The following is a 24,189-nucleotide window of genomic DNA, read 5'->3' on the forward strand; positions in this document are numbered from 1 at the left end:
CGACGCTCCTCAGGACAACAGCCGTCTGAGGTGGGCCTTCGAGAAGAACGAGGAAGGTTTGTCCATATGGACGCCGATCTCACCGGCCAGCAGCCGGAGGCCGACCCGCTGGACCGGCTCGGGCAGCGAGTAGGCCCGGCGGATCAGCCGGCCCATTCGGATCTCGGTCGCCAGCGTCTCGCGCCACGCCGACTCGTAGATCCCCAGCGACGCGGGACTGTCGGGCCGGATATGCCGGGCCGCACAGTCGGCGGCGGTCATCCCGTAGAGGATGCCACCGCCGGTGAACGGTTTGGTCTGTCCGGCTGCATCGCCGAGCAGAAAGACCCGGTCGGTCGTCACCGTGTCGGGCGGCCCGATCGGGATCGCTCCCGAGCAGAACCGGTCGGTCTCGACGCCGTAGGCATCGGTCAGACGGTTGAACAGCGCCGTCACGTCGTCGCCCGGCGGGGCGGCCAGCCCGTATTCGACGCCCGCCTCGCCGCGAGGGATGCGCCACGCGAAGAATCGCGGGACGGTGAGGTGGACATCGACGTGGTCCGAGTGGTCGGCCTCGTCGGTAAACGCCAACACGCCGTGGAGTTTCTCGCCCGGTTCGGGGAGGCCCGCGGCCTGCCGGACCCGCGAGACAGGACCGTCACAGCCAGCGACCATTTTGGCCTCGAAGGCAGTAGTCCCCTCCTCGCCAGCGACGCTCGCAGTGATGTCGACGTGGTCGGGGTGTTCCTGGATTCCAGTGACGGTGTGGCCCTCCCGAACGTCGGCTCCGGCCCGGCGGGCGCAGTCGGCCAGCGTGCGGTCGAGGCCGACGCGGTCGATTACGTTCGAGATCTCCTCGGTTTTATAAAAGAGATGGGCGTCGGCCTCGGGCCCACCGGTGTAGAAGTTCGCGCCGTAGATCCGGTTCTGAAAGAGTTCGTCGCGGGCGTCCTCGGGGACGTAGTCCCAGATGTCGGTGCTGACGTGGCCCGAGCAGGCCAGCGGCTCGCCGACGGTCCCCTTTTCGAGGGCGAGCACGTCGTAGCCCGTCTCGGCCGCGCGGCGGGCGAACCGCGCGCCCGCCGGGCCGACGCCAACGACGACGAAATCGTACATACCCGCTCATTGGGTCCGATTTGCATATAGTTTGTTAGTTTGTAAACCGTCTCCGTGGTGAAGTCCGTCCCTCGTCGACTGGACGGAGACGAGTAGGCAGTGGCTACTGAGCTAAAACGCGTGTTTTACTCTTTTTCGAGTTCGTCGACGCGCCGTTCGAGCGCCTCGATTCGGCTTCATCGCCGGACTGTTGGCGTCTGAGCCCTACGAGAACGACGACGCCGATCCCGAGCAAGATCACGAATAGAGTGAGGGCCACGAGCAGTATCACGAACACTTCCGGCCCGACGGGGATCTGAAGGGGGGTGACTGGCATAGATCGATGTATGGAAGCCGATTAAAAAGTAAACCCGGTCACTCAAAAACAACAGCCAGCCCACGCGGCGTCTGCTCTGTCAGCGGCTCGTCCCACGGGATGTCGACCGGGGTCCAGGAGTCTCCCTGATCGGCCGTTCGATACAGCCCTTCGTTAGTCGCCGCATAAAATACGCCAGCCGACCGGCCACGGGCGACGAGGGCCCGGACGACGCCCTCACCCATCGGCAGGCCACGATCGTCGAGGCGTTGCCACCGCTGGCCGTCACGTCGCCGGTAGAGGTAGCTGTCGGCGGTCTCCGGCGTGTTGGCCGCCCGCGCGCCGTGAGCCGCTGACAGCAGGACACAGCTCGGGTCGGCGGCGTCGACCGCGATGCTCCAGCAGTAGTGATGGTCGAGGCCGTCTTGTGGCTTGGCCCAGCTCACGCCGCCGTCGCGGGTTTCGGCGTAGCCGTCACCGGCGGCGACCCACGCGTGACCCGGGAGTTCCGGATGGGTCGTCATCGTGTGAACGTCCCGCCGCGCGGTGGGGCGGCGATCCTCCCACGTCTCGCCGCCGTCGTGTGTCTGGACCAGCGCGCCCGCCTCGATGCTGACGTACAGATGGTCGGCATCGTAGGGGTCGGGTTCGATCCACCGGACGTGGTGGGTATGGGGGCGCGGCGGAAACGACCACTCCGACGCCGAGGGCAGATCGGTCAGGCCGGGTTTTTCGGTCCACGTCCCACCGGCGTCGGTCGACCGATACACCCGGCTCGGCTCGGTACCGACCCAGATCTCGTCGGGGCTCCGGGAACCGATCGCGACGGCCGTGATCCGGTCGGGACCGATCTCCTCGGCTCCGACCCGGTCGAAGGTGGTGCCGCCGTCGGCGCTGCGGAGCAACCCCGAGTCGGTCGTACCGACGAACAGGCGCTCGGGGGCCGCGGGGGCGACCGCGAGACACGCCAGCGAACGGCCCTCTAGTCGGGTGTCAGCTGTCGGTGCATCACCCCCGTCGGAGACGATACGGAGGGCGTTCCGCATCGCTAGATAGCAGGTGACCATAGCGACCCATTCGATACGGGATGTAGAAAAGCCTCGTGGCGGTGGGCAGGATTCAGTCGTCGCTCGGGACTGTCGCGGGTTTCCGACGGTCCGATCGGGGACCCTCCATGTCGACCTCGGGCAGGTAGTCACGAAGGTACTCGCCCGTATACGACCCCTCGGTCCGGGCGACGTCTTCGGGCGTGCCGCTGGCGACGATTTCGCCACCGCCCTCGCCGCCCTCGGGCCCGAGGTCGACGATATGGTCGGCGTTCTTCACGAGGTCGAGTTCGTGTTCGACGACGACCACGCTGTTGCCGTTATCCACGAGGCGTTGAAGTACCTCGATCAGCTTGCGTTCGTCCTCCTTATGGAGACCGGTGGTTGGTTCGTCAAGCAGGTAGAGCGTGTCGCCGGTCTGTTTTTTCCCGAGTTCTTCGGCCAGCTTCACGCGCTGGGCCTCCCCACCCGAAAGAGTGGTCGAGGGCTGGCCGAGCGACATATAGCCAAGCCCGACGTCTTTGAGCAACTTGAGCCGCCTGCGGAGCTGGGAGTTGGCCTCGAAGAAGTCGTAGGCCTCGGCGACCTCCATCTCCAGGACGTCGGCGATCGTCTTGTCCTTGTAGGTCACATCCAGCGTCTCGTCGTTGTAGCGCGCGCCGCCACACTCCTCACAGGGGACATGGACGTCCGAGAGGAAGTTCATCTCGATTTTGACCGTCCCCTGGCCGCCACAGGCCTCACACCGGCCACCTTTGACGTTGAACGAGAACCGACCCTTCTTGTAGCCGCGCTGTTTCGAGAGTTTGGTCTCCGCAAAGAGCTCCCGGATGTAGTCGAAGACGCCCGTATACGTCGCGGGGTTCGACCGCGGCGTCCGACCGATCGGGCTCTGGTCGATCAGCCGGACGGTCTCGATGTTGTCGAGACCCTCCAGTGCATCGTGGTCGCCGGGATCGACGCTGGTGTTGTCGTTCATCTGCCGCGCGAGGCTTTTATAAAGGATGTCGTGCATGAGCGTCGACTTCCCCGAGCCCGACACGCCGGTGACAGCCGTAAAGACGCCCAGCGGGATCGACACATCGAGGTCCGAGAGGTTGTGCTGGCGTGCGCCACGAATCACGAGTTCGCCGTCGGCCTCGCGTCGCTCGTCGGGGACCGGGATCTCTTTGCGACCCGAGAGGTAGTCGCCGGTCATCGATTCGTCGGCCGTACAGACCTCGTCGAACTCGCCTTGGACGACGATCTCGCCGCCTCGTTTGCCGGGTCCAGGACCCATATCGATCACGTTGTCGGCCCGCCGCATCGTCTCCTCGTCGTGTTCGACGACGATCAGCGTGTTGCCGAGATCTCGCAACCCCTCCAGCGTGTTCAGGAGGCGGTCGTTATCCCGCTGGTGAAGGCCGATCGAGGGTTCGTCGAGCACGTAGAGCACGCCGACCAGCCCGGAACCGACCTGCGTTGCGAGTCGAATACGCTGGCTCTCGCCGCCCGAGAGCGTCGAGGCCTCGCGGTCGAGGGTGAGATATTCGAGCCCCACTTCCTCCATGAAACCGAGCCGCGCGCGGATCTCCTTGAGGATCTCCGTGGCGATCGTCCGGTCGCGCTCCGAGAGGTTCGATTCGAGCCCCTCGAAATGCCGTCGGGCATCGCCAATTGACATCTTGTTGACTTCGGTGATCGAGGTCCCATCTACGAGGACATGCCGGGACTGCTCTTTGAGGCGGGTCCCCTCGCAGGCCGGACAGTCGGTGACGGCCATGTAGTCCTCGATATGCTCTCTGGTGCCTTTGGATTCGGTTTCGACGTGGCGGCGTTCGAGGTTGGGAATGACGCCTTCGAACCGCTTTTCCTTCCGGCGGGTGCCGTTTTTCGTGGTTCGCTGGAAGACGACCTGCCGGTCGGTGCCGTAGAGGAACTGCCGCTGGACGTCGTCGTCGAGCTCCTCCCACGGCGTGTCGACGCTCAGGTCGAAGTGGGCCGCCACGGAGTCGATCCGGGTCCGGTAGTACGAACGGTTGTAGCTCCAGGCCTCGAAGACGTCCTTCAGTGGTTTGGAGGGGTCCTGGACAACGAGCGCTTCGTCTACCTCCTTGGCCTGGCCGATCCCCTCACACTCGGGGCAGGCTCCGTGTGGGCTGTTGAACGAAAAGGAGCGGGTCTCGATCTCCGAGAACTGAAAATCGGTGTTGGGGTTGCCGAGTGCCTCGGAGAGTTCGACGACGAGCCGGTCGTCGCCCTCGCCCGCGAGATCGCCGGTCGACCGGGAGTTCGATCCCAGCGGCGGATCCGCGGGTGGATCGGGGACGATCAGTTTGAGATTGCCGTCGGCCTCCTCCAGTGCCGTTTCGACGCTGTCGGTAATCCGCGAGCGGGAATCGGCCGAGAGTTTCACCCGGTCGACGATCACGTCGATCGTATGATCGAAATTCTTGTCGAGCTCCGGCTTGTCGATGGTCAGATCGAACCCCTCGCCGTCGACCTCGACCCGAGAGTAGCCGTCGGCCACCAGTTCGTCGAACAGGTCCTCGAAGGCCCCCTTCTGGTCGCGGACCACGGGGGCGGCGATCATCGCGCGGGTGCCCTCGGGGAATTCGAGCAGTTGCCGGACCATCTCCTGGGCGCTCTGTTCGCCGACTTCCTCGCCGGAGATCGGGTCGTACTGGGTGCCGATCCGGGCATACAGCAACCGAAGGTAGTCGTGGAGCTCGGTGACCGTGCCGACCGTCGAGCGGGGGTTGTTGGCAGCGTTCTTCTGGTCGATCGAAATCGCGGGCGAGAGTCCCTCGACGGCCTCGACTTTCGGCTTGTCCATCTGTCCGAGGAAGTTCCGGGCGTAGGCCGACAGCGACTCGATATACCGTCGCTGGCCCTCGGCGTAGATCGTGTCGAAGGCCAGCGAAGATTTACCCGAACCCGACAGCCCGGTGACGACCGTGAACTCCTCGCGGGGGATCTCGACGTCGAGGTCCTTGAGGTTGTGTTCTTCCGCGCCACGGACGGTTATATACTCTTTACTCATGCTGATCCGGTCGGCGTCGATCGTTCGTCAGCGACTGCCCAGTGCATACAGACGGATGGGTGGCGAGGAACTTAACCCGCCCGCTCCGTGGTACTGGCTGCCGCCAAACCGGCGGCTCGGCCCCTCCTGTGTCGATCTTCAGTATTTGAATCCGCTAGTAGTCAGTGCCTACGATCCGCCCCGATAGCCGTCGAGCATGTTCTCGACGTACTTGGCGATCACGTCGACCTCAACGTGGACCGGATCGCCTGCGGATTTCTCCTGGAGCGTCGTCAGCTCGTAGGTTGTCGGGATGATCGCCACCTCGAAGCGCCCGGCTTCGCGGTCGATAGCGGCGACAGTGAGTGAAATACCGTCGAGACAGATCGATCCCTTGTCGACGATGTACTGGCCGTAGCCGTCGGGAAGTGCGAAGGAAAACCGCCAGTCGTCGCCGACCTGTGCGATGTCGGAGACGGTAGTGACGGTGTCGACGTGGCCCTGAACAACGTGACCGTCGAACCGGCCGTCGGCAGCCATCGCGCGCTCGATGTTGACCGCGTCGCCGACAGAGGCGTCGCCGAGGTAGGTTTTCTCGACGGTCTCGCCTGCGAGAAACACCTCGAACCAGCGGTCGTTGTCCGTCTTGGAGCCGGATTCGAAGGCCTCGACGGTGAGACAGACGCCGCTGACACTGATCGACTGGCCGTGATGGAGGTCGTCGAGTCCCGAGGCCCGAACCCGGAGCCGACGGCCACCCGCGTCGTCCTCGACAGCAACCACTTCGCCCGCAGTTTCGACGATCCCGGTGAACATACCGATTGCAGGCGGCACACACAAAAAGCGGTTGTGACTACGGTGGCGGCGTGTTTTTATTCGACCGGACGGAAACCACCGGTAATGAGACTCGGACTCATCGATATGATTGGCCTCGCGGCAACGCTGATTTTCGCCCTCCCCGTCGCGAACTTCGGCGTGACTCGACTGCTGGCTGGCGAGACCGTCATGGGAGCGACGCTGCTGGTCGTCGCGGTGGCGATGGTCGCCGTCCCCCACTATTTCATGGACCCCCGAACGATCCTCACGAAGCTTTTCAAAGGGCTGCTTCCCGGTCGGGTTCGGGACACCGACGAGCAGTCGAAGCAGTGACCGATTACGAACCGTCTCTAGCAGTCGCTACGCGTGTGAAAACACACCAGTAAAAACCATTTAACGGCCAGTTAAACAGATCATAACATTATCCAACGGGGATATGGTTCGATCTATGAGTCCCCAACTGGAAGACCGGACGACGACGGAGAAACACCTCCACGAAGCCCTCGAAGCGGCCGAACACAGACAGACGAAATACCACATCCGCGAAGCGCTTCAGCTGACGAAGGTGAGTCAGTAACGACGGCTCAGTCCGTATCGAGACGGTCGACCGGCGACAGCGAGTACGGATACTCGACGAGCGTCTCCACACCCTCCTCGGAGAGTTCGAAGAGCGTCCCGAGTCGAATCGCACCGCGGGTGGGGTCGTCGACGCCAGTTTCGACGGCGACCACCGAGCCGGAGTGGAGTTCGCTCTCGGTGCCGCTCGCTGGCGGCTCGTATGCCGACAGCCCGACGCCGTGGACGACTGCGGTTGCCCGCGCCCGTGTCGATGGGTCATCGGAAGCTACGGCAAAGCCGTAGGCACCGACCTCCGCGACCGCCTCCCCTTCGACGGTCGAGACATCGACGCCGGGTTCGAGCTGGCGTACTGCGGCCTGGAGTCCGGCCTCGGCCGCGATGAACCCCCGTCGCTCCCAGCCACCCTCGCTGTCGACGGCGAGGGTTCGTGTGAGAGAGCCATGGTAGCCATGTGGTCCGCGGGGGGCGACCTGGAGCCGAATCGGCTCGCCCGCCGGAAGCGGGGCACTCGCGGCTGTCGAGGCCGTGATTCGGGTGTTGGCAGCCGGTGAGACACCGACTGACACGAGTTCAGCGTCGATCCGACGACGCAGCCGCTCGGCAGTAAGCGGTCGACCGTCGAGAGTCAGTCCCTCATCGGCGGGCTCGCTGGTCGCCAAGACGGCCTCGGCGCGAGCCATCCCGGCAGTCGCGGCCGCCTGCACGGTCCGGAGACAGTCGCGTTCGACTGGAGTTTTGGTCGCGCGTGCGGTCGTGATGGCGGCCGTCGACTGCAGTTCGTAGCCCGCCTGCTGGAGAAAGACGGCCGTATCATGGGGGAGCTGCCGGGGAACGAGAAGCGTTCGGTCGTCGCCAGTGGCTTGGTGACGCTCGGCGAGGATCGCCCGGACCTGCTGGCCGGTCGCTGTGGTGGGATTCCGACTGACGACACGGTGGGCGATATCGGGCGGGTCGGCACGCTCTTCGAAGACACTGACCGCCCCGACCACATCGCGCGGGACACAGTAGACTGCCTCCGGCTCGTGGTCGGCATCACCCGGCAGGAAGACGACCGCCATCTCGCGATCGGGGCCGTCGACGCGGGTTAGATACCGCAGATCAGCATCGGCGCGGCCGCCAACGTGGACGAAGCCCGCGGCCCCGGTCTCCTCTATGGCCGCCTGAACGGCCGGAAGGCCCGACGAGGGCCGAGCGGAGTCCGCTATCGGCTCCGGCTCGCCGGTCACGGCTCGGGTTCGGGGGCATCTTCAGCCGCCTGGACGGCATCGAGCAGCTCGTCGACCGGCTCCTCGCGGAGTTCGTTGTGGAGCAGCACGCTGATCGGTACCGTCGGCGCGCCGTCGATCAGGTTCTCCAGGAGGACGAGCCGCTCGCGGGCCCGGCTCATCCCGACGTAGAAGACGCGGCGTTCGTTGTCGGTCAAAAGCGGCACCGGGTTGGTGTGTTTGGTGAACTCGTCTTCATCGGGGAGCTCGTCGTCCGATGGCTCGACGTCGCTCTCCTCGCGGCCGGTGACGGTCGCGGCCATCTGCTCGACGACCTTCTCGGTGAGATCCGTCCCAACGAAGACGTGGTCGGCCTCACGACCCTTCGCGGAGTGGATCGTCCCCACCCGGACGAGGTTGGGATCCTGGCCGTGGTAGTCGCCGCCGAAGTAGGCGGCGATCGATTTCCGCTGGAAGCTCGTCACCTTCCGGACCATATCGTCCGCCGAGGCCGGGTCGGGGATGAACGGCGCGAAGTTCTTGACGTCCTCGGGGGCGAGCGGTACCTCGGCGAGATCCTCGGTATCGGCGGCCTCTTCGCGCTCTTCGAGGAACTCGTAGAACTCGTCGCGTTCGTTCGAGCCGAAGGCGGAGGTCTGGAGCATATCCGCCAGCCGTCGACCCTGCAGCAGGGTGAGGTCCTCGTCGGCGTCGTAGGCCTCGATCGCCCGGACGTAGTCGACGAGCCGATCGGTCCAGAGCCGCTGGTCGGTCAGCGCCTTGAACGGAATCCCCTCGTCGATGAACTCCTCGATGAACTGGAACAGCTGGTAGCGGGCGCGGAACAGCACCATCACGCTGCCGTCGTCCTCCTGGACCGTATAGCGGACGTTCCGGACGAGTTCGAGCATCGACGCGTTGGGGACGCCCTCGACGACGCCGCCCTCCTTGCGGGGTTTGAGGTCCTTTTCCTGGCGTTTGTCGATATGCTGGATCTCCTTGTTGACGACATCCAGGATCCGCGAGGGCAGTCGGTAGGAGTTCGGCAGGATCTCGTCGGTGTCGCGTTCGGCATCGAGCAGGAGGTTGGGGTCCGCACCCTGCCAGGCGTAGACGACCTGGTCGTCGTCACCGGCGATCAGGACCTGCTTCATGTGGGGTTTCCACTCCTCGAAGACGTCGTACTGGAGGGTCGTGATATCCTGAAACTCGTCGATGACGAGATAGTCGACGTTCGGCAGCAGCGAGCGCTGTTTGACGCGTTCGAGCATGTCGGCGAAGCCGACCAGCTCGTGGTCGCCCTTATAAGCGCGCCACGCACGAATCGCCTCGGGAATGTCGACCCGGTCGTCGTCGGCGGTCCACGTCGGGGTGTACTTGTTTCCTTCTTGGGCGTTGGGATCGATCTCCGGCGGGAGGCGAACCTCCTCGACGTTCCACTGGAAGGGAACGTCGTACCAGTCGGAGACTTCGCGGCCGGTCCGCTGGAGCCACTGGCTCGTCGAGATGATCTTGTTGCCGAGCGTCGTCGAACGGGCGGTACGGCGGCCGCCGCTCTGGTACTCGTCTTCGTATTCGAGACCGTAGTCTTCACAGAACTCCGTCTTCTCGGATTCGCCGACGACGTCACCACGGGAGAGATTCAGCAGCTCGTAGGCTTTGGCGTGCATCGTACAGACGTTGCCCTTGAGCTCGCGGGGGTTCGTGTCCAGTCGCTCGGCGAGCCGCTCGCGGATCTCGGCCGCGGCGGCGCGGGTGTAGGAGACGACCAGAATGTCGCGGGTGTCGACGGTGTCGTCTTCGAGGATCGTCTCGACGCGGTCGAGGAGTGCTGTCGTCTTCCCGCTGCCGGGACCACCGAACAGGCGAGTGATCTCCACATCCGTGGTACTCATTGTACCATCTACATGGGCCCCGACCTGATAAACGACGTGACTTCGGGCCGTGAGAGCCGACGCCTGTAGGCCGCTCGCGGGAAAATCGGTCGCACAGCGCAGTCGGCTGGCGCTGCCGGGCTACCGTTCGGGGAACCAGCCACAGACGGAACACTGCTGTGCGCCGTCATCGTGGATGCCTCCGCACTCGGGACACTGCTTTTTGTTATACGAGTGGTCCCAGCCAGCCGGTGTCGTTTCGTGCCCGTTCGCCGAAAGGAACTCGTCGAACAACTCCTCGTCAGTGTTCTGTGCTGAGGCCATACTGTATCGTGATAACGTGTGTCACCCACTTAGCTGTTTGGCTCCTGGAGGTGATTGCCCCGACTCGGTGAAACGGATCGTCCAAACCGTGTCAAAAGGGTGTAGTCGACCGGTATTGCGGCGATATCGAATCGTGGGGTGCACAGGTCTGACTGCCCGATACTGGGACGAACGTCCCTGTCCGAGTGCCCGCAGACCGTCCCTCGCGGTTGGAGGGTGCCCGGAATGTGATGCCCGCAGTGGGATGCGTTCGTAACTGTGTCGGTGGTTGCTGTCGACCGGACAGCTACTTACTGACCGCCAGCGCCCTGTCCGTTACCTTGGCCGCCATTGCCCTGGCCGCCACTGTTACTGGAGCCGCCGTTCCCCTGACCCTGACCACCGCTCCCGCCGCGGTCAGAGCCACCGTTGGCCCCGCTGTTGTCCCGTCCGTTACCCGCGCCGTCTTGCCCGTTGCCCGCGTCTTCCGGCGCGTTACCGGAGCCGTTGCCCGCTTGGTCCGGTGAGTTGCCCTGTCCGTTGCCAGCGTTCTCTGGTGCATTGCCCGGGTTTTCTGGCGCGTTATCGGAGCCGTTGCCGACGTCGGCTGGCGGCCCACGACCGGCGGCTTCCGAGACGATCGGACCGAGTTTCTCGAACTCGCCGTTACGGAACGCCGAGATCAGTTTCTGAATCGACGAAACCTGGTCGGCTGCCTCGTCGGGGACTTCCTGTGCGTCCTCCGCGCTCTCTTGGGTGACGAGTTCACCGGCGACAACCTCGTAGGTCATCGTCTGGGTGGTCCCGTCGACCGTCACTGCAATCTCGACCGCCGATCGGTTCTCGAGAGGGAACTGGAGGGTTCCGTTTGCGTCAGTGGAGCCTACATCGCTTCCGTTGACCGCGACTGTCGCGTTCTCGACGGCCGTGCCGTTCGAGGTGACCGAGAGGGTCACCGTCTCGTTGTCGAGGGTCGCATCGGAAACGAAGTCGGTCGTCTCGTCGGTGGGTTCGGTCTGCTCGACGAGACTGCCGTCGACTACCTCGTAGGTCGTCGACTGGGTCGTGTTGTCGACCGTCACTCCGATCTCGACCGCCGAACGGTTATCGAGGCCGAACTGGAGGGTACCGTTCTCGTCGGTCGTGCCCGCCGAACTGCCGTTGACCGCGACCGACGCGTTGTCGACGGCCGTGTCGTTCGAGGTGACCGAGACGGTCACCGTCTCGTTGTCGAGGGTCGCGTCGAACGCGAAGGCGGTGTCGTTCGTCGTGTTCGTTTCGTTCGTCGTTCCGTCGTCTGCCGTCTGCGCCCCGACAGTCGTTGCCATGGCAGGAACAGCCATGAGCAAACAGCCCATCAGGACGAGCAGCATGATCGGACGTCTGTTCATTGCGATCTATCGTACTGGTGGATAGTACATCAATCAGAACAGTAGTGGAGCCGATTTGCGCCGGATTACCCCCGAAAACGTCGCTGGTTTTAAATACTAGAAACGAAATTCGGCAAAAAATGCTGAAATCTTCACGGCGGTCGGTGGGTAGTCAAGCGGATGAGATCGTCAAAGTCGACCGCGCGCGTCGCTAGCTCAACAGATCCGAAAAATCACACACCGTCGACTAACTGTCGGCAGCCAGTTCCTCAGCCACTACGTCCGCAGCCAGCAGCGCCGGGTCGACAGCCAGATCGGCCTGTCCCTTGGCGAACTCCGGCAGCGACTCGCGGCTGTAGACGACCGCCCGCACGTCGGGGTTGCGGTCCTTGGCGACCGAAATCCCGGTCGCTTCGGCCACGTCGGTCAACACCAGCAGATCGGCGGCGTCGATGTTGGCCGCCCGAAGCGTCTCTCCGGAGACGACATCAGTGATCCGGCTCACGGCGAGCCCCTCGGCTTCCAGTGCGTCGCCGACACCCTCGGGGTCGGGTCCGGCGACGATTGCGACTTGGTCCATTACTCGTACTCGATGGTCGCTGGCGGCTTGTGTGTGACGTCGTAGACGACGCGGGCGACGTTCTCGTTTTCGCCGGTGATCCGGCTCTGGATACGCTGGAGTGTCTGCCAGTCGATCTCCTGGGCCCGAGCGGTCATCCCGTCGCGGCTCTCGACCGACCGCACTGCGACGACCCAGCCGTGGACCCGGTTGTCACCCTTGACACCGGTGGCCTTGCCGATGACGGCGGCGAAGGCCTGCCACGGCTCGTACTCTTCGAGTTCCTCTTCGACGACGTGGCAGGACTCGCGGGCCACCTCGACCTTCTCGGGAGTGACCTCGCCGATGATTCGGACGGCGAGGCCGGGGCCGGGGAACGGCATTCGCTCGGAGATGATCTCTTCGAGTTCGAGTTCGCGGGCGACCTCTCGGACTTCGTCCTTGTAGAGGTCGCGGACAGGCTCAACAATGCCCTCGAAGTCGACCACGTCCGGGAGGCCCCCGACGTTGTGGTGGGATTTGATGTTACCCTCAGATTCGATGCGGTCCGGATAGATCGTGCCTTGGACCAGCTGTTTGGCGTCGGTCTCTTTGGCCTCACGTTCGAACTCCCGGATGAACTGCTCGCCGATGACCTTGCGCTTCTCCTCGGGGTCGGTGACGCCAGCGAGGGCCTCCAGGAACCGTTCGCGGGCGTCGACGATTTCGAGGCTCTCCATAAATGAGAAGGTCTCGCGGATCTGGTCGGTCTCGCCTTTGCGCATCAGGCCAGTGTCGACATACACTGGCGTGAGCTGGTCGCCGACCGCCCGATAGGCGAGCGTCGCGGCGACCGACGAGTCGACGCCGCCCGACAGCGCGATGATCGCGTTGTCGTCGCCGATCTGCTCTGTAATCGATTCGACTGCCTCGTCGATGAACTCAGTTGGATTAACCATTTAAACAGTAACCTCGTCTTCGGCTGTCGTCTGGGTTTCGGATTCGCTGCGGTCAATGACGGCATCTAGGAAGCCGACGAACGGCGGGCTGGCGCGGTCGGGACGGGAGCGGAACTCGGGGTGGAACTGCGTACCGAGGAAGAAGGGATGATCGTCGAGCTCCAGGATCTCCATACGTCGGCCCGCAGTGCCGGAGAACGTCATGGTCTCGGATTCGAGCTGTTCGATGTAGTTGGGGTTGACCTCGTAGCGATGGCGGTGCCGCTCCGTGCAGGAATCGGATTCATAGATCGCCTCGGCCAGCGTGCCGGGGTCGATCTGCGTTTCGTGTGCGCCGAGCCGCATCGTCCCGCCCATGTCGTCGATCTCCTTCTGTTCGGGGAGGATATCGATGACGGGATGGGGCGTCTCTTCGTCGATCTCCGCGGAGTGTGCGCCCTCCAGTCCGAGGACGTTGCGGGCCTGCTCGATGACCGCCATCTGGAAGCCGAGACAGAGCCCGAGGAAGGGTACGTCGTTCTCGCGGGCATACCGGACGGCCTCGATCTTGCCGTCGGTGCCACGGGAGCCGAAGCCGCCGGGGACGATGATCCCGTCGGCCCGTCGGAGTCGGTCGCGGTGGTCGTCGTGCATCTCGTCGGAGTCGACCCACAGCACCTCGACGTCGACTTCCTGTTCGATCCCGGCGTGTTTCAGCGCCTCGTGGATCGACATATAGGCGTCTTCGAGGCCGTACTTGCCGACCAGGGCGATCTCGACGGTACCCTCGCGGTCGCGGGTGACCAGTTCGCGCCAGCGCTGGGAGCGGTCGGCCTTGGGGAGGGCCCCCTCGCTGATCCCGAGTCGGTCCATCACGTGCTCGTCTAATCCTTCGTCTTCGACCATCAGCGGGACCTTGTAGATGTCGTCGACGTCAGGATTCGAAAAGACCGCCTCGGTCGAGACGTCACAGAAGCGGGCGATCTTGGTCTTGGTTCCCTCTTCGAGCCGCTCTTCGTTCCGCCCAACGAGAATATCCGGCTGCAGCCCGATCGAGCGGAGCTCCTTGACGCTGTGTTGGGTGGGTTTGGTCTTCTGCTCGCCGTTCATCGAGTCGGGGACGAGGGTGACGTGCATGAAGAGGAGATCCTCGTCGTCCTCCTCGCTGGCGAACTGCCGGAGGGACTCCAGGAAGGGCATCGACTCGATGTCGCCGACGGTGCCGCCGATCTCGACGATACAGACGTCGGTGCCTTCGGCGGCCTCCCGAATCCGCCGCTTGATATCGTCAGTGACGTGGGGGATGATCTGGACCGTTTTGCCGAGGTAGTCGCCCGCCCGCTCGGCCTCGATCACGCTCTGATACGTTTTGCCCGTGGTGACGTTGTGATCCGAGGTCATGTCGATCCCGAGGAACCGCTCGTAGTTCCCCAGATCGAGGTCGACCTCGCCGCCGTCCTTGAGGACGTACACCTCCCCGTGCTCGTAGGGATTCATCGTCCCGGCGTCGACGTTTAAATAGGGGTCGACTTTGACCGCCGTGACGTCGAAGCCAGCGTTGGCCAGCAGTCGGCCCGTACTCGCGGCTGTAATTCCCTTTCCGAGCCCGGACATCACACCTCCCGTTACAAAAATGAACTTCCGCCCCAGTGTGGGGTCATATCCCGTGGTGGGTTCCGTCGGCATACTGACTGTCCGCAAGGTTTCGTCAAAACGGTTTCGATGGGGTCGATGGGCTGTCTCGTGTTGGCATGGGCACGGTAGTCGACGGCTACTGGGCGACCGAGGCAGCGTAGTCGGCGGCTACTGGCGACTATTGTTCGGTGAGACGTTGAACGCTCGTGTTCGGCTGAGTGAGCGAACTCGTCCGATTGTAGTCGGTGAATCTGGTCCGAACCGTCACCGGCTCACCAGTTGCGGTACTGATTCGATCTTCCAGTTCGGCGGCGACAGCGGGCGGGTCACCACTGCCGGTGTAGGCGAAATGGACCGTCACGGTTTCCGGCTGGGCGAGGAGCGTGTCGTCGCTGTATTCGGTCCGAACAGCAATCGGGTCGATCGACCGGTAGTCGGGCTGTTGTGCGAGGCTGTTAACCTCGGTGGTGACCTGTCGATCAAAGCCCACCTGCTGGGCGGTCCCAACGCCAACGGTTCCGACGACCAGCACCAAGGCAACCGCAGTCGCGATGACAGCGACTGTTTCGCGCCGTGAGGCCGAGCCGAGGAGCCACCCGGATTCGTCGGGTCGGTAGCCCATCGCGACCAACACGAGAAACGCACCGAGGTTGATCAGTACCATCGTCACCACCAAGAGTAACAGCGAGCCGACCGCGAGCCGCGGCTCGCGCCAGACGATCGCGATCCCGGTGGTTGCGGCCGCCGGAATCAGTGCCGCCGCGATCATGACGCCGATCAGTGAGGTCGGGCCCTTGGTCGTGAGTCCGAACGCGCCCGCGGCCCCCGCAGCGAGTCCGACGGTGACCGAAAGCACTCCCGGCGAGAGACGGACACCGATCAGTTCGATGGCGGTGACAGCGAGCTGCTGGGGCACGAATCCCGTGACATAGACGATTCCCGAAAACAGTGCGGCCCCGGCGACTGCCACGGCGAGGCCGCTCGCTTGGAGCCAGATGCTATCGAGCAGCATTCGTCGGTCGCCGGTGACAGCACCGACGGTCGCGGTCAACACCGGGCCGACGATCGGCGCGATCACCATCGAGCCGACGATGATCGCCGGCGAATCCATGAGGAGTCCCACGACGGCGATGACCGCACTCAGAAAAATCATCGACAGAAACGAGGTCGGGTCCGAACTCATATCGGTGGCTTTCGAGCGAAGCTCCGGCTGTGTGAGCGGGTCGAAATCGCTGGCGAACCGGGCCTGGAGGGCCTTGTCGTTGGGAGTGACCGCGCTTTCGAGGCTCCCGATGACGGTGTACTGGTCTTTGTCGAGGCCGACCTCGTCGAGCCGTCCTAACAGGTAGCCGATCGAGTCGCTGGGGACGGGGGCCGAAAACAGCCACCCTCGGCGGCCGTCGGTCCATGCCTCCTGCCGGACGTAGTCGACACCCTCCTCGGTGAACAGATCGGCAACGGCCTCGCGGGTATCGTCGTCGACGAGGACCTGCAACTGGCGCACACCGGAGGCACCACGCCACCGCTCAAAAGACTCGTGGCCGTCTGACCGGTGCCGACCGCGCGCTGAGCCAACCGGCCACTACAATCATGTGGAGCGAGACACACTTCTCTGTATCGCCACAACTCGTCGTCAACCCTCCAAAAATCCGTACGATCCGGCACAAATTGGGGTCAAAGCGTGACCCATCCAGTCGGTCCAGGACGGCGAGGTCGACACCCTCGGCGCGTCGCGGAGTAGTTCGGTCGGCGGCCCAGCCGAGAACGCTGGCCAGTCCACCGCCTCACGGTCGACCACGACAGTCCCACGATCCACACCACACGCCGTTTGTATACCAATGACACACACTCGCGGTTTGAGACACGCAACGTCGACGAGACATCGGCACCAGCCACGGGGGGCGATCCGGCGGTGAGCCGACGGCTCCTCGCCGGTGGACTCCTTGTCGCGGTACTGGTGGTCGGTGGACTCGGCGCGGCCATCTCCTCCGACATCGGCCCGACTCCTGGAAGCGAGCCCAGCTTCGGGAGCGACACCGAGGCGTTGCCCAGCGAGACGGACGACGAAGCCGCCGCGGCGGAGCCGTTCGCGTTCGCCGTCGAGGGGATCGACGACTGCGGCGAGACCTGTCGTGACGTGACCGCGACCGTCGAGAACAGCCAGGACGAACCGGCCGAATCGGTGACCGTCTCCACCAGCATCTTCGCTGGCGAAAACAGTACCGAAGAGCTCGTTTGGGAGGGTACCGAGGCGGTCGGCACGCTCGACGGTGGTGACTCTACCACCACGACCAAGCGAGTCGACCTCTCGTTGAGCGAGGCCTACGCGATCGACGAGACCGACGGCTGGATCACCATCGTCACCACTATCGACTCCGAGGAGGAAACGGTCACCGTTCGTGAAAGCAGACAGGTGGGGTGATCGAGCGACGCCCCCGACTCACCGATCCTGCCGAGTCACACCGGGGAGTTCGACGACGAGATCGGGACCGAACGCGCCCGCAGGTGTGGCAACTCCGGCTGGGGCCTCACCCGCGGTGACACGCTCGGCGCAGGCCAACGCGGCCTCGACAGTCAGCGCGTAGGTGTCGGGCGTCCGGAGGATCGACTGGACGGTCTCGCCGCTTTCTTCGCTCCAGGCTTCGCCCCACACAATCGTTTCATTCTTTTTCCGGTCGGCCTCGCTCGGCCCCTCGACGAATCGATCGACGAGTCCTTTTAAAAATCGCTGGACCAGTTCGGTCGCCAGCACGCCCTCGAAGGGTCGGGCGACCATGAGCGCGTGTCGAACCGCGTCCGGGACCGCCACGTAGACCGCGATGTTGGGGATGCCGGTCGTCCGGTAGGCCGTCGAGAGATCGCCCCACGGGATCGTCATCACCGTCTCGGTGCCCGCCCCGAAGTCGACGACCCGCTGTTTGGACGCCGTGGGAATCGCCCGGAGTTGGCCGTCCTCGCGGACCGCACTCCCCGAGCCGAACCCGTTTATAAGGGTCTTGAGCGTCCCACCGGAGAGCGACCCCGACGCCGAGAGTGCCAAGGAGAGATGCGTCGCCTCCGGGAGTCGCTTTTGGAGATGCGCAGCCAGCGAGTCGGTCGGCACCACGTCGTAGCCGACGCCGGGCATGAGCGTGATGCCCGCGTCGCTGGCCGCCCCGTCCCGGCGGGCGAGTCGCTCGAAGACCGGGAGTTCGCCCGTAATATCGAGATAGTCGACCCCCCGGTTTAGACAGGCCTCGACCAGCGGTTCGGCGGTCGTTTCGAACGGTCCGGCACAGTTGAGTACCGCATCGACCCCCGAGAGCTGGGCTTCGATATCGCCAGTCAGACCGAACGCACGGCTTCGACAGTCGAGTTCCGTTCCGAGTGGGTGGAGGCGGTCGGGGTCGCGTCCGGCCAGTATGGGATCGAACCCACGGTCGGCGGCCGTCCGAGAGATGAGTTCACCCGTGTATCCGTACGCGCCATAGATCAGCAGGGAGTCCATACGGATCGGTTGGTACGTCGACACAAAAAGCCTGTAGGCGAGTGGGCTATCGTTGCCACCGTCGAAACCCGAATACCGGCGGGGTCCAAACGGGGGGTATGACGAGGGTCGACGTTGGATCGCGGCTACATTTCGGCTTCGGAAACCTCTCGTTGGCCCACGAACGGCTGTACGGAGCCCTCGGCGTCGCACTCGACCGCCCACGGCTCTCGCTTCGGGCCGAGCCAGCCGACCGGGTCGACGCCCCCCAGCGTTGTGAACGAACTGTCGAGACCGTCTGTGACCTCCTGGAGGTTCCAGGAGCATCGGTCACCGTCACCGACCCCCTCCCCCAGCACGTCGGCCTCGGCAGCGGGACGCAGTTGGCGCTGGCGGTTGCAGTGGCCGTCGGGGGTGCCTACGACCGATCGATCGACGTCCGGTCGCTCGCGCCGAAACTCGGCCGTGGGGGACGGTCGGGAATCGGCGTCGCCACCTTCGAGGGCGGCGGGTTCGTCCTCGACGGCGGCCATCCGACCGCGCGGTTTACGACCGACCGACCGGTCGACGGCGCGTGGACGGTCCCACCGGTCGCGGCCCGCCACCGGATTCCCGACGACTGGCGGTTCCTGGTCGTCCTGCCCGACGCCGAGCCCGGCCGGAGCGGCGAGACCGAAGAGGAGAGCATCCGCGGGGTCGTCGAGCGGGCCGATCCAGATCCCGCCGACCGGATCGCGGGACTGATCAATCGGCGTGTACTGCCCGCGATCGCGACGGGCAACGCCGACCGGTTCGGGAGCGCCGTCGCCGAGATCGGGCGGCTCAACGGCACGTGGTACGCCGACGAGCAGGGCGGCGTCTACCGGCCGCCGGTGGGCGAACTCGTCGGCGCCTTGGCCGCCGAACCTGCCGTCTACGGGGCCGGACAGTCCTCCTGGGGACCGGCCGTCTACGGCGTCACCGACGCGGCAAACGCGGCCGCCGCCCGGAGCGCCGGGGAGGCTGCGCTCGCCGACGCCGGACTCGACGGCGAGGTCGTGATCGCCAGCGGGCGGAACCGGGGGGCCAGCGTCGACGGAGGTCACCGACCGGAGTAGCACGGAGAGCGTTGGCAGTCGGCTCCGATTGCCGGTGTAGGGTCGTCGTAACGGCTAAGGAGTGGCCCGAATAGTGGTCAGTATGCAGGATATTCCGTTCGGTATCTCGCGGCTCGACTCGCTCCTGGAGGGGGGTGCGCCGCCGGGGAGCGTCGTGCTGCTGTCGGGCGAGGCGGGGGCGGGAGCCCGGGAGTTCGTCTACACGAGCGCGGCGATGAATGCCCTCGCGCATACGAACGACGACCTCTTCGACCTCCACTACGGCGAGCTTCCCGAGGGGGCAATTTTGCCGCCGGAAGTCCACTACGTCTCGTTTACCTCCTCGAAGGAGACACTCGAACAGGAGCTCCGGTATACGATGTCCGACGACATCGTCGACGACGCCATCGACCACATCAACTATCAGGATCTGTCGGTCGAATACTTCCAGTCCAGTCGCATACCACAGGACTGGTATCTCGGGCGGACGACCGATCTCTCGGATCTCAGCGGCGGCGGCAACCGCGAAAAAGTGCTCAGCGTCCTCGGGGACTACCTCACCGAACACGCCTCGGGGAACCTCGTCGTCTTCGATGCGATTACCGACCTCCTGAGCGCGCTGGGCGACGATTTGGAGTGGCAGGATATCCCGATGTTGATCCGCGGGCTCAAACGCGCCGCCGCCCAGTGGGGCGGCCTCATTCTCGTGTTGGCCAGCGAGGAGACGCTGACACCCACCCGACTCGGCCAACTGTCGGATGCCGCCAGCGGAACGATCAACTTCTCGTGGGAGACCGGCGGCTCGAAACGGGCTCGTGTCATGGTCGTCAAACAGTTCCGTGGGGTCCTCTCGCGGCTCGAACAGGAGGATATCGTCCAGTTCGAAAGCGAGATCCACGAGGGGGGCTACGACCTCAGTAACGTCCGGAAGATCCGGTAGCGACATCCAATTTCGGGATACAGTCGGTTCCAGTGCCGAACGCGTTCTCAGGACCGGAAATAGTGTCCAATCAGTTATGGTGGATATTTAAGTTTGAGGAATGATAGGAAGATATCAATGGCGAGTGAGCAGGAAGATCCGGCACCACTTCCGTCGGGGATCGAGGAGTGGATCGCCGATCGGACAGCCGAGACGGGAGACAGCCGAGAGACGGTGCTTGCTCGTGCGGTTGCATCCTACCGACTGCTCGCAGAAAACGCCGACGAAGACGAGGTCTTAGAGACGACGCTTTCGGAGCTCGAAGCACGTATCGCGGCCCTCGAAAGCGACTCTGACCCCGACGCCGACCGGATCGAGGCACTCGAAGCCGAACTCGATGAACACGTCGAGGACCTCCGGTCACGGATCGTCGATGTGGTCAAGGAGGCCCGCTCGCGCGCACCAGCCGACCACAGCCACGAGGAGCTTCGAGCATCGATCGAGGGCATCGAGGCCGAGGTCGAGACGCTCGACGAGATGGTCGAGGACCGCCTCGGAGTGGCCGAAGGCGAACTGGGGTCGGTCTCGGAGTCCGTCGAGACGCTCGAAACGAAGGCCGACCGGCTTGCTGGCGCGGTCGTCGACCTCCGGCGGCGACTGAAACGGGTCGAGAGCCACATCACTCATCAGACCGCGCTCGCGGAACTCCTCGAAACAGCAGCCCGCGAGGAAATCGAGAAGGCCCGGTGTAACAACTGCAACGAGACGGTCCAGCTGGGGCTGCTCGTCGAGCCCGCCTGCCCGCACTGCCGGAGCGTCTTCGATGGGATCGAGCCGGGATCGATGTTCTTCAAATCGGCGTGGCTCACGATCGCCGACCGACCGGCGCTCGAAGCCGGATCGACGACCGAAGAGCCGTTCGATGCCGACGGCACTGACACACAACCAGTCGACGACGGCCATACCCACCGGAACGACCAATGAGCGGACGCGACGGGGACGAGGAGTCGAGCGAGGATCTCTGGGACGAAGTCGAGGAGTTCGCCGAGGACGATCCAAGCGAGATCGAAGAGTTCGCCGACCAGGATTCGAACGACGAGGAGTTCATCGAAGCCGAAGCGATCGAGGCTGACCCTGTCGAGTCCGAGGCGGTCACCGACCCCGAGCCGAGCGACGACCCGCCGACGGACGCGTTCGGCGAGCCTGAACAGGCGACGGTCGACGAGCAGCTGCCGAACACCGGGGATGCGCCCGACGCCGACGAGGTGTTCGACGAGATGGACGTCTCGGCGGTCGACGGAGAAGCCCTCTGGGACGAGCTGGCCGGTGCCGAGGCCGAGGCCAAGTCGTTCGAGGGCGAGGCGGCCGACGACGAGGCCGATGACCCGATCGATGCGGAGCCGGTCGAGCCGTCTGTCGGGGCTTCGGCCGACGGGCCGACTCGCGATCGATCGACCGGCAGCGAGGGCGACACCGAGACGCTCGTCGACAAGCGGGCCTACTGCCAGCAGTGTCCCTACTTCAGTGAGCCGCCGACCGTGAGTTGTGGGCACGCTGGCACCGAAATCATCGAGGTGCTCAAGGACGGCCGGTTCCGCGTGCGGAACTGCCCGGTGGTCACCGACACTGGCCCCGATCGGACGATCCTGAACGACGGTCATTAACTGCCGGAGCCCCAACCCCCGGTATGCAATTCTGCGATGACTGCGGGTCGATGATGCGCTCCGAAGACGGCGTGATGGTCTGTTCCAACGAGGACTGCGGGGCAACCGCCGAACAGGACACAGAGCGCGCCGCCCAGTTTACCTCAACCGAGTCCCAGAGCGGCGACGAACTTATCGAAACCGAAGAGGGCGCGGAGTTCGAGGGGAAACCGACCGCCGACGATATCGTCTGCGAGGAATGCGGCCACGGCGAGGCGTGGTACACGATCAAACAGACCGGCGCGGCCGACGAGCCGCCGACGCGGTTTTTCAAATGTAAAGAGTGCGGGTATCGGTGGCGAGAGTACAACTGAGACTAATGACACAATGGCTTAGATTATCGTTTGTGACTGGATTGCGTTTTAAGTCCATAAATTATTATTTGTGTCAAATATCAAAATATCCGTCTGGTAGATCAAAATAGGCTTCTGCTCGGTTTATATGAACATACAACCGGCTTTCTTCGTAAGACAACTGATCAATGTTACTCATACACCAAGAGAAATGATTTTCTAAATAGCTTATAATATTTTGGCGAGTATCATCATCATATGATTCCCACCATTTCCAGTTACGAGGATTGTCTGATGCAGATTCATGAATTCCAATTCCGTAGGGAGCTAACCCTCTTTCAATATTGTGTGCATTTGCTATTGGTTCACCAAATGGAATACTATCTAACCAATCAACATTTGAAATGTCAGAATCCCCATTGGAATCGAAATCGGATCCATGATATACTACACCTTGTGCTATTCCTCCTCTCAGTAGGAAACCTAACCAAGGGCCATAATTATCACTAGCGTCATTATCCCTCATATATGTTAAATTTCCAAACTGTCTAAATATGTTACTCAGGATAGTTGGGATATACATCGGTTCATCATCGTTTGGATCATCGTCAGATAATATGTACATTCCATCTACCATAGGGTACACTTCAACATTTCCAACAAACCTATGATTCGCAACCGCTGCGAAAAGCTTCCCCACATTGACTGCAGCAGATTGATAGCTCCTACTCATTGCATCTCCAACACCCATTAAATCAACCCAACCAACATAGACTTCATCACCTTCAGCTGGAAGATGTTGAGGACCTAACCATGGATCATCTGGCATAGGTCAAGATATTCATACTCGAATTAATAATTTCCTGTTACGAACATGCGCTCAAGTCATGATTTCGCAAGTACAAGAAGTGCGGCTATAGATGGCGAGAGTACAACTAACGGCACTCACGCTTTTTTGCTTCGAGGACGCTCATATCTCCGTCGGGTTCGCTCCGGTCAACCAGTTCCCATCCCGATTGCTCGAAGAGCGACCGATACTCCGCGTCGGTGCGCTCGCGGCCATCCATGTGGACCAGCATCGTCATATCCAGCCGTTTGGCGAACCCCGGTCTGTCGGGGCCCGGAACGATTGCCTCGATGACGAACAGCCGACCGTCGGCCGGGGCGGCATCGTGGATCGTCGAGAGGATCTCGACACACTCCTCGTCGCTCCAGTCGTGAAGCACCCATTTGAGAAGGTAGCCGTCGGCAGTCGGCACCGACTCGAACATATCCCCGCCGACGTACTGACAGCGATCGTCGACGCCGAGTTTCGGGGCCCAGTGGTCGGCGGTCGCGTCGACGACGCTCGGCCGTTCGAGGACGGTTCCGTCGAGGTGGGCGTGGGCGTCCAGGAGACGACTCAACAGATAGCCATGGCCGCCCCCGACCGCACAGAGATGGGAGAGCCCGTCGACAGCGTCGGCGAGTGCAGCCAGAATCCCCTCTGTCTGTCGCCGCGTCTCGGCGGTCATGAAGTCGTTGAACGTCTCGCCGAACTCAGGGTTCGCGTCGATATACTCGAAGATGTCAGTGCCGAACTCGCGGGTGAATCCGCCCGGTTGGCCTTCCTCGACGATCTCTGGGAGATGAAACATCGCTGAGACCCACTCGGGGCTGTGGAGACAGCGGAGATACGCCCGCATCGATTGGGGATGGTCCGGTTCGAAGACCTCGCCGACGGGCGTGAGCGTGAACCGTCGGTCGTCGTCTTCGGTGAGCACGCCGTAGTGTGCCAGCGTTCGAAGCAGGCGGTAGGTGGCCTCGGCGTCCAGTTCCAACTCCTCGGCGAGCCTCCCGGCGGCTGTCGGTGTGTCGTCGAGCGCGTCAACGATGCCCAGCGTCACCGCCGTATACAGGAGTCGACCGCTCCACAGGCCGCTGACCAGTTTGTATGCGTCGCCGAGGTGTTCGTCGTGCGATTCGGCAGCAGTCGTCGTGGGTTCCGTTTCGGTCGTCATAGATACCGGACCAATGGCTACTCCAACGGAGGCTACT

At 63.4% G+C, this 24,189-nt stretch carries 24 protein-coding genes; 8 read left to right on the forward strand and 16 right to left on the reverse strand.

Annotated features, from left to right (window positions below):
- Window positions 1-9: 9 nt before the first annotated feature.
- From NO877_RS09620 to NO877_RS09640, 5 genes are all read right to left on the reverse strand, one after another.
- Window positions 10-1,095 (reverse strand): geranylgeranyl reductase family protein, encoded by a 1,086-nt coding sequence (locus NO877_RS09620; RefSeq protein ID WP_256396122.1) that lies wholly within the window; start codon window positions 1,093-1,095, stop codon window positions 10-12.
- Between the two features lie 103 nt (window positions 1,096-1,198).
- Window positions 1,199-1,411, reverse strand: coding sequence for a hypothetical protein (locus NO877_RS09625; protein WP_256396123.1), 213 nt, complete (start codon window positions 1,409-1,411; stop codon window positions 1,199-1,201).
- A gap of 38 nt (window positions 1,412-1,449) precedes the next feature.
- A complete protein-coding gene (locus NO877_RS09630) occupies window positions 1,450-2,457 on the reverse strand; it encodes a WD40/YVTN/BNR-like repeat-containing protein (RefSeq protein ID WP_256396124.1) in 1,008 nt (335 codons plus the stop codon).
- 52 nt (window positions 2,458-2,509) lie between these two features.
- Window positions 2,510-5,458, reverse strand: a complete 2,949-nt coding sequence (uvrA, locus tag NO877_RS09635; protein WP_256396125.1) for an excinuclease ABC subunit UvrA — start codon at window positions 5,456-5,458, stop codon at window positions 2,510-2,512.
- 168 nt (window positions 5,459-5,626) lie between these two features.
- Window positions 5,627-6,253: a riboflavin synthase gene (locus NO877_RS09640; RefSeq protein ID WP_256396126.1), complete on the reverse strand. Its 627-nt coding sequence runs from the start codon at window positions 6,251-6,253 to the stop codon at window positions 5,627-5,629.
- Between the two features lie 84 nt (window positions 6,254-6,337).
- Between NO877_RS09640 and NO877_RS09645 the strand changes: the two genes are divergently transcribed.
- Window positions 6,338-6,586 (forward strand): DUF7533 family protein, encoded by a 249-nt coding sequence (locus NO877_RS09645; protein ID WP_256396127.1) that lies wholly within the window; start codon window positions 6,338-6,340, stop codon window positions 6,584-6,586.
- 115 nt (window positions 6,587-6,701) lie between these two features.
- Window positions 6,702-6,830, forward strand: coding sequence for a hypothetical protein (locus NO877_RS09650; RefSeq protein ID WP_256396128.1), 129 nt, complete (start codon window positions 6,702-6,704; stop codon window positions 6,828-6,830).
- A 7-nt stretch (window positions 6,831-6,837) separates the two neighbouring features.
- On the opposite strand, the gene NO877_RS19815 is transcribed toward NO877_RS09650, so the two are convergent.
- The 8 genes from NO877_RS19815 to NO877_RS09690 form a co-directional block, all read right to left on the reverse strand.
- Complete coding sequence (locus NO877_RS19815; protein ID WP_256396129.1) at window positions 6,838-8,058, reverse strand: M24 family metallopeptidase; 1,221 nt, start codon at window positions 8,056-8,058, stop codon at window positions 6,838-6,840.
- Window positions 8,055-9,932 carry a UvrD-helicase domain-containing protein gene (locus NO877_RS09660; protein ID WP_256396130.1) on the reverse strand — a complete coding sequence of 626 codons (1,878 nt, stop codon included), beginning with the start codon at window positions 9,930-9,932 and terminating at the stop codon, window positions 8,055-8,057. Before NO877_RS09660 ends, NO877_RS19815 begins: the two co-directional genes overlap by 4 nt.
- Window positions 9,933-10,052: 120 nt before the next feature.
- The gene (locus NO877_RS09665) at window positions 10,053-10,235 is read right to left on the reverse strand and encodes an HVO_0416 family zinc finger protein (protein WP_256396131.1); all 183 of its coding nucleotides are present in this window, start codon (window positions 10,233-10,235) and stop codon (window positions 10,053-10,055) included.
- A 290-nt stretch (window positions 10,236-10,525) separates the two neighbouring features.
- The gene (locus NO877_RS09670; protein WP_256396132.1) at window positions 10,526-11,605 is read right to left on the reverse strand and encodes a hypothetical protein; all 1,080 of its coding nucleotides are present in this window, start codon (window positions 11,603-11,605) and stop codon (window positions 10,526-10,528) included.
- Between the two features lie 226 nt (window positions 11,606-11,831).
- Window positions 11,832-12,164 (reverse strand): DUF7126 family protein, encoded by a 333-nt coding sequence (locus tag NO877_RS09675; RefSeq protein WP_256396133.1) that lies wholly within the window; start codon window positions 12,162-12,164, stop codon window positions 11,832-11,834.
- Window positions 12,164-13,081, reverse strand: a complete 918-nt coding sequence (guaA, locus tag NO877_RS09680) for a glutamine-hydrolyzing GMP synthase (RefSeq protein WP_256396134.1) — start codon at window positions 13,079-13,081, stop codon at window positions 12,164-12,166. The genes NO877_RS09675 and guaA overlap by 1 nt, the downstream gene beginning before the upstream one ends.
- Window positions 13,082-14,746 carry a CTP synthase gene (pyrG, locus tag NO877_RS09685; protein ID WP_256396135.1) on the reverse strand — a complete coding sequence of 555 codons (1,665 nt, stop codon included), beginning with the start codon at window positions 14,744-14,746 and terminating at the stop codon, window positions 13,082-13,084.
- Between the two features lie 127 nt (window positions 14,747-14,873).
- Window positions 14,874-16,199 carry a DUF389 domain-containing protein gene (locus tag NO877_RS09690; protein ID WP_256396136.1) on the reverse strand — a complete coding sequence of 442 codons (1,326 nt, stop codon included), beginning with the start codon at window positions 16,197-16,199 and terminating at the stop codon, window positions 14,874-14,876.
- 408 nt (window positions 16,200-16,607) lie between these two features.
- On the opposite strand from NO877_RS09690, the gene NO877_RS09695 reads away from it, so the two are divergent.
- Window positions 16,608-17,117, forward strand: coding sequence for a hypothetical protein (locus NO877_RS09695; RefSeq protein ID WP_256396137.1), 510 nt, complete (start codon window positions 16,608-16,610; stop codon window positions 17,115-17,117).
- A gap of 18 nt (window positions 17,118-17,135) precedes the next feature.
- Here the strand turns inward: NO877_RS09695 and NO877_RS09700 are convergent, their stop codons facing one another.
- Window positions 17,136-18,182: a saccharopine dehydrogenase family protein gene (locus tag NO877_RS09700; RefSeq protein ID WP_256396138.1), complete on the reverse strand. Its 1,047-nt coding sequence runs from the start codon at window positions 18,180-18,182 to the stop codon at window positions 17,136-17,138.
- Between the two features lie 98 nt (window positions 18,183-18,280).
- Here NO877_RS09700 and NO877_RS09705 point away from each other — a divergent pair, with 98 nt between their 5' ends.
- The 5 genes from NO877_RS09705 to NO877_RS09725 all read left to right on the forward strand — a co-directional run bounded on the left by NO877_RS09705 (window position 18,281) and on the right by NO877_RS09725 (window position 22,173).
- Window positions 18,281-19,258 (forward strand): beta-ribofuranosylaminobenzene 5'-phosphate synthase family protein, encoded by a 978-nt coding sequence (locus NO877_RS09705; RefSeq protein ID WP_256396139.1) that lies wholly within the window; start codon window positions 18,281-18,283, stop codon window positions 19,256-19,258.
- An 82-nt stretch (window positions 19,259-19,340) separates the two neighbouring features.
- Window positions 19,341-20,177, forward strand: coding sequence for an RAD55 family ATPase (locus tag NO877_RS09710; protein ID WP_256396140.1), 837 nt, complete (start codon window positions 19,341-19,343; stop codon window positions 20,175-20,177).
- Window positions 20,178-20,294: 117 nt separating this feature from the next.
- On the forward strand, window positions 20,295-21,140 hold the full coding sequence (locus tag NO877_RS09715) for a hypothetical protein (protein ID WP_256396141.1): 846 nt from the start codon (window positions 20,295-20,297) through the stop codon (window positions 21,138-21,140).
- Window positions 21,137-21,820 (forward strand): DUF8135 domain-containing protein, encoded by a 684-nt coding sequence (locus NO877_RS09720; RefSeq protein WP_256396142.1) that lies wholly within the window; start codon window positions 21,137-21,139, stop codon window positions 21,818-21,820. Before NO877_RS09715 ends, NO877_RS09720 begins: the two co-directional genes overlap by 4 nt.
- A gap of 23 nt (window positions 21,821-21,843) precedes the next feature.
- Window positions 21,844-22,173: a transcription factor S gene (locus NO877_RS09725; protein WP_256396143.1), complete on the forward strand. Its 330-nt coding sequence runs from the start codon at window positions 21,844-21,846 to the stop codon at window positions 22,171-22,173.
- A 73-nt stretch (window positions 22,174-22,246) separates the two neighbouring features.
- Here NO877_RS09725 and NO877_RS09730 read toward each other — a convergent pair whose 3' ends face one another.
- Together NO877_RS09730 and NO877_RS09735 are read right to left on the reverse strand one after the other, a co-directional pair.
- A complete protein-coding gene (locus tag NO877_RS09730) occupies window positions 22,247-22,981 on the reverse strand; it encodes a hypothetical protein (protein WP_256396144.1) in 735 nt (244 codons plus the stop codon).
- A gap of 106 nt (window positions 22,982-23,087) precedes the next feature.
- Window positions 23,088-24,152 carry an acetylserotonin O-methyltransferase gene (locus NO877_RS09735; RefSeq protein ID WP_256396145.1) on the reverse strand — a complete coding sequence of 355 codons (1,065 nt, stop codon included), beginning with the start codon at window positions 24,150-24,152 and terminating at the stop codon, window positions 23,088-23,090.
- Window positions 24,153-24,189: the final 37 nt, after the last annotated feature.

It is taken from the genome of Halohasta litorea (assembly GCF_024494645.1).
GTDB lineage: Archaea > Halobacteriota > Halobacteria > Halobacteriales > Haloferacaceae > Halohasta > Halohasta litorea.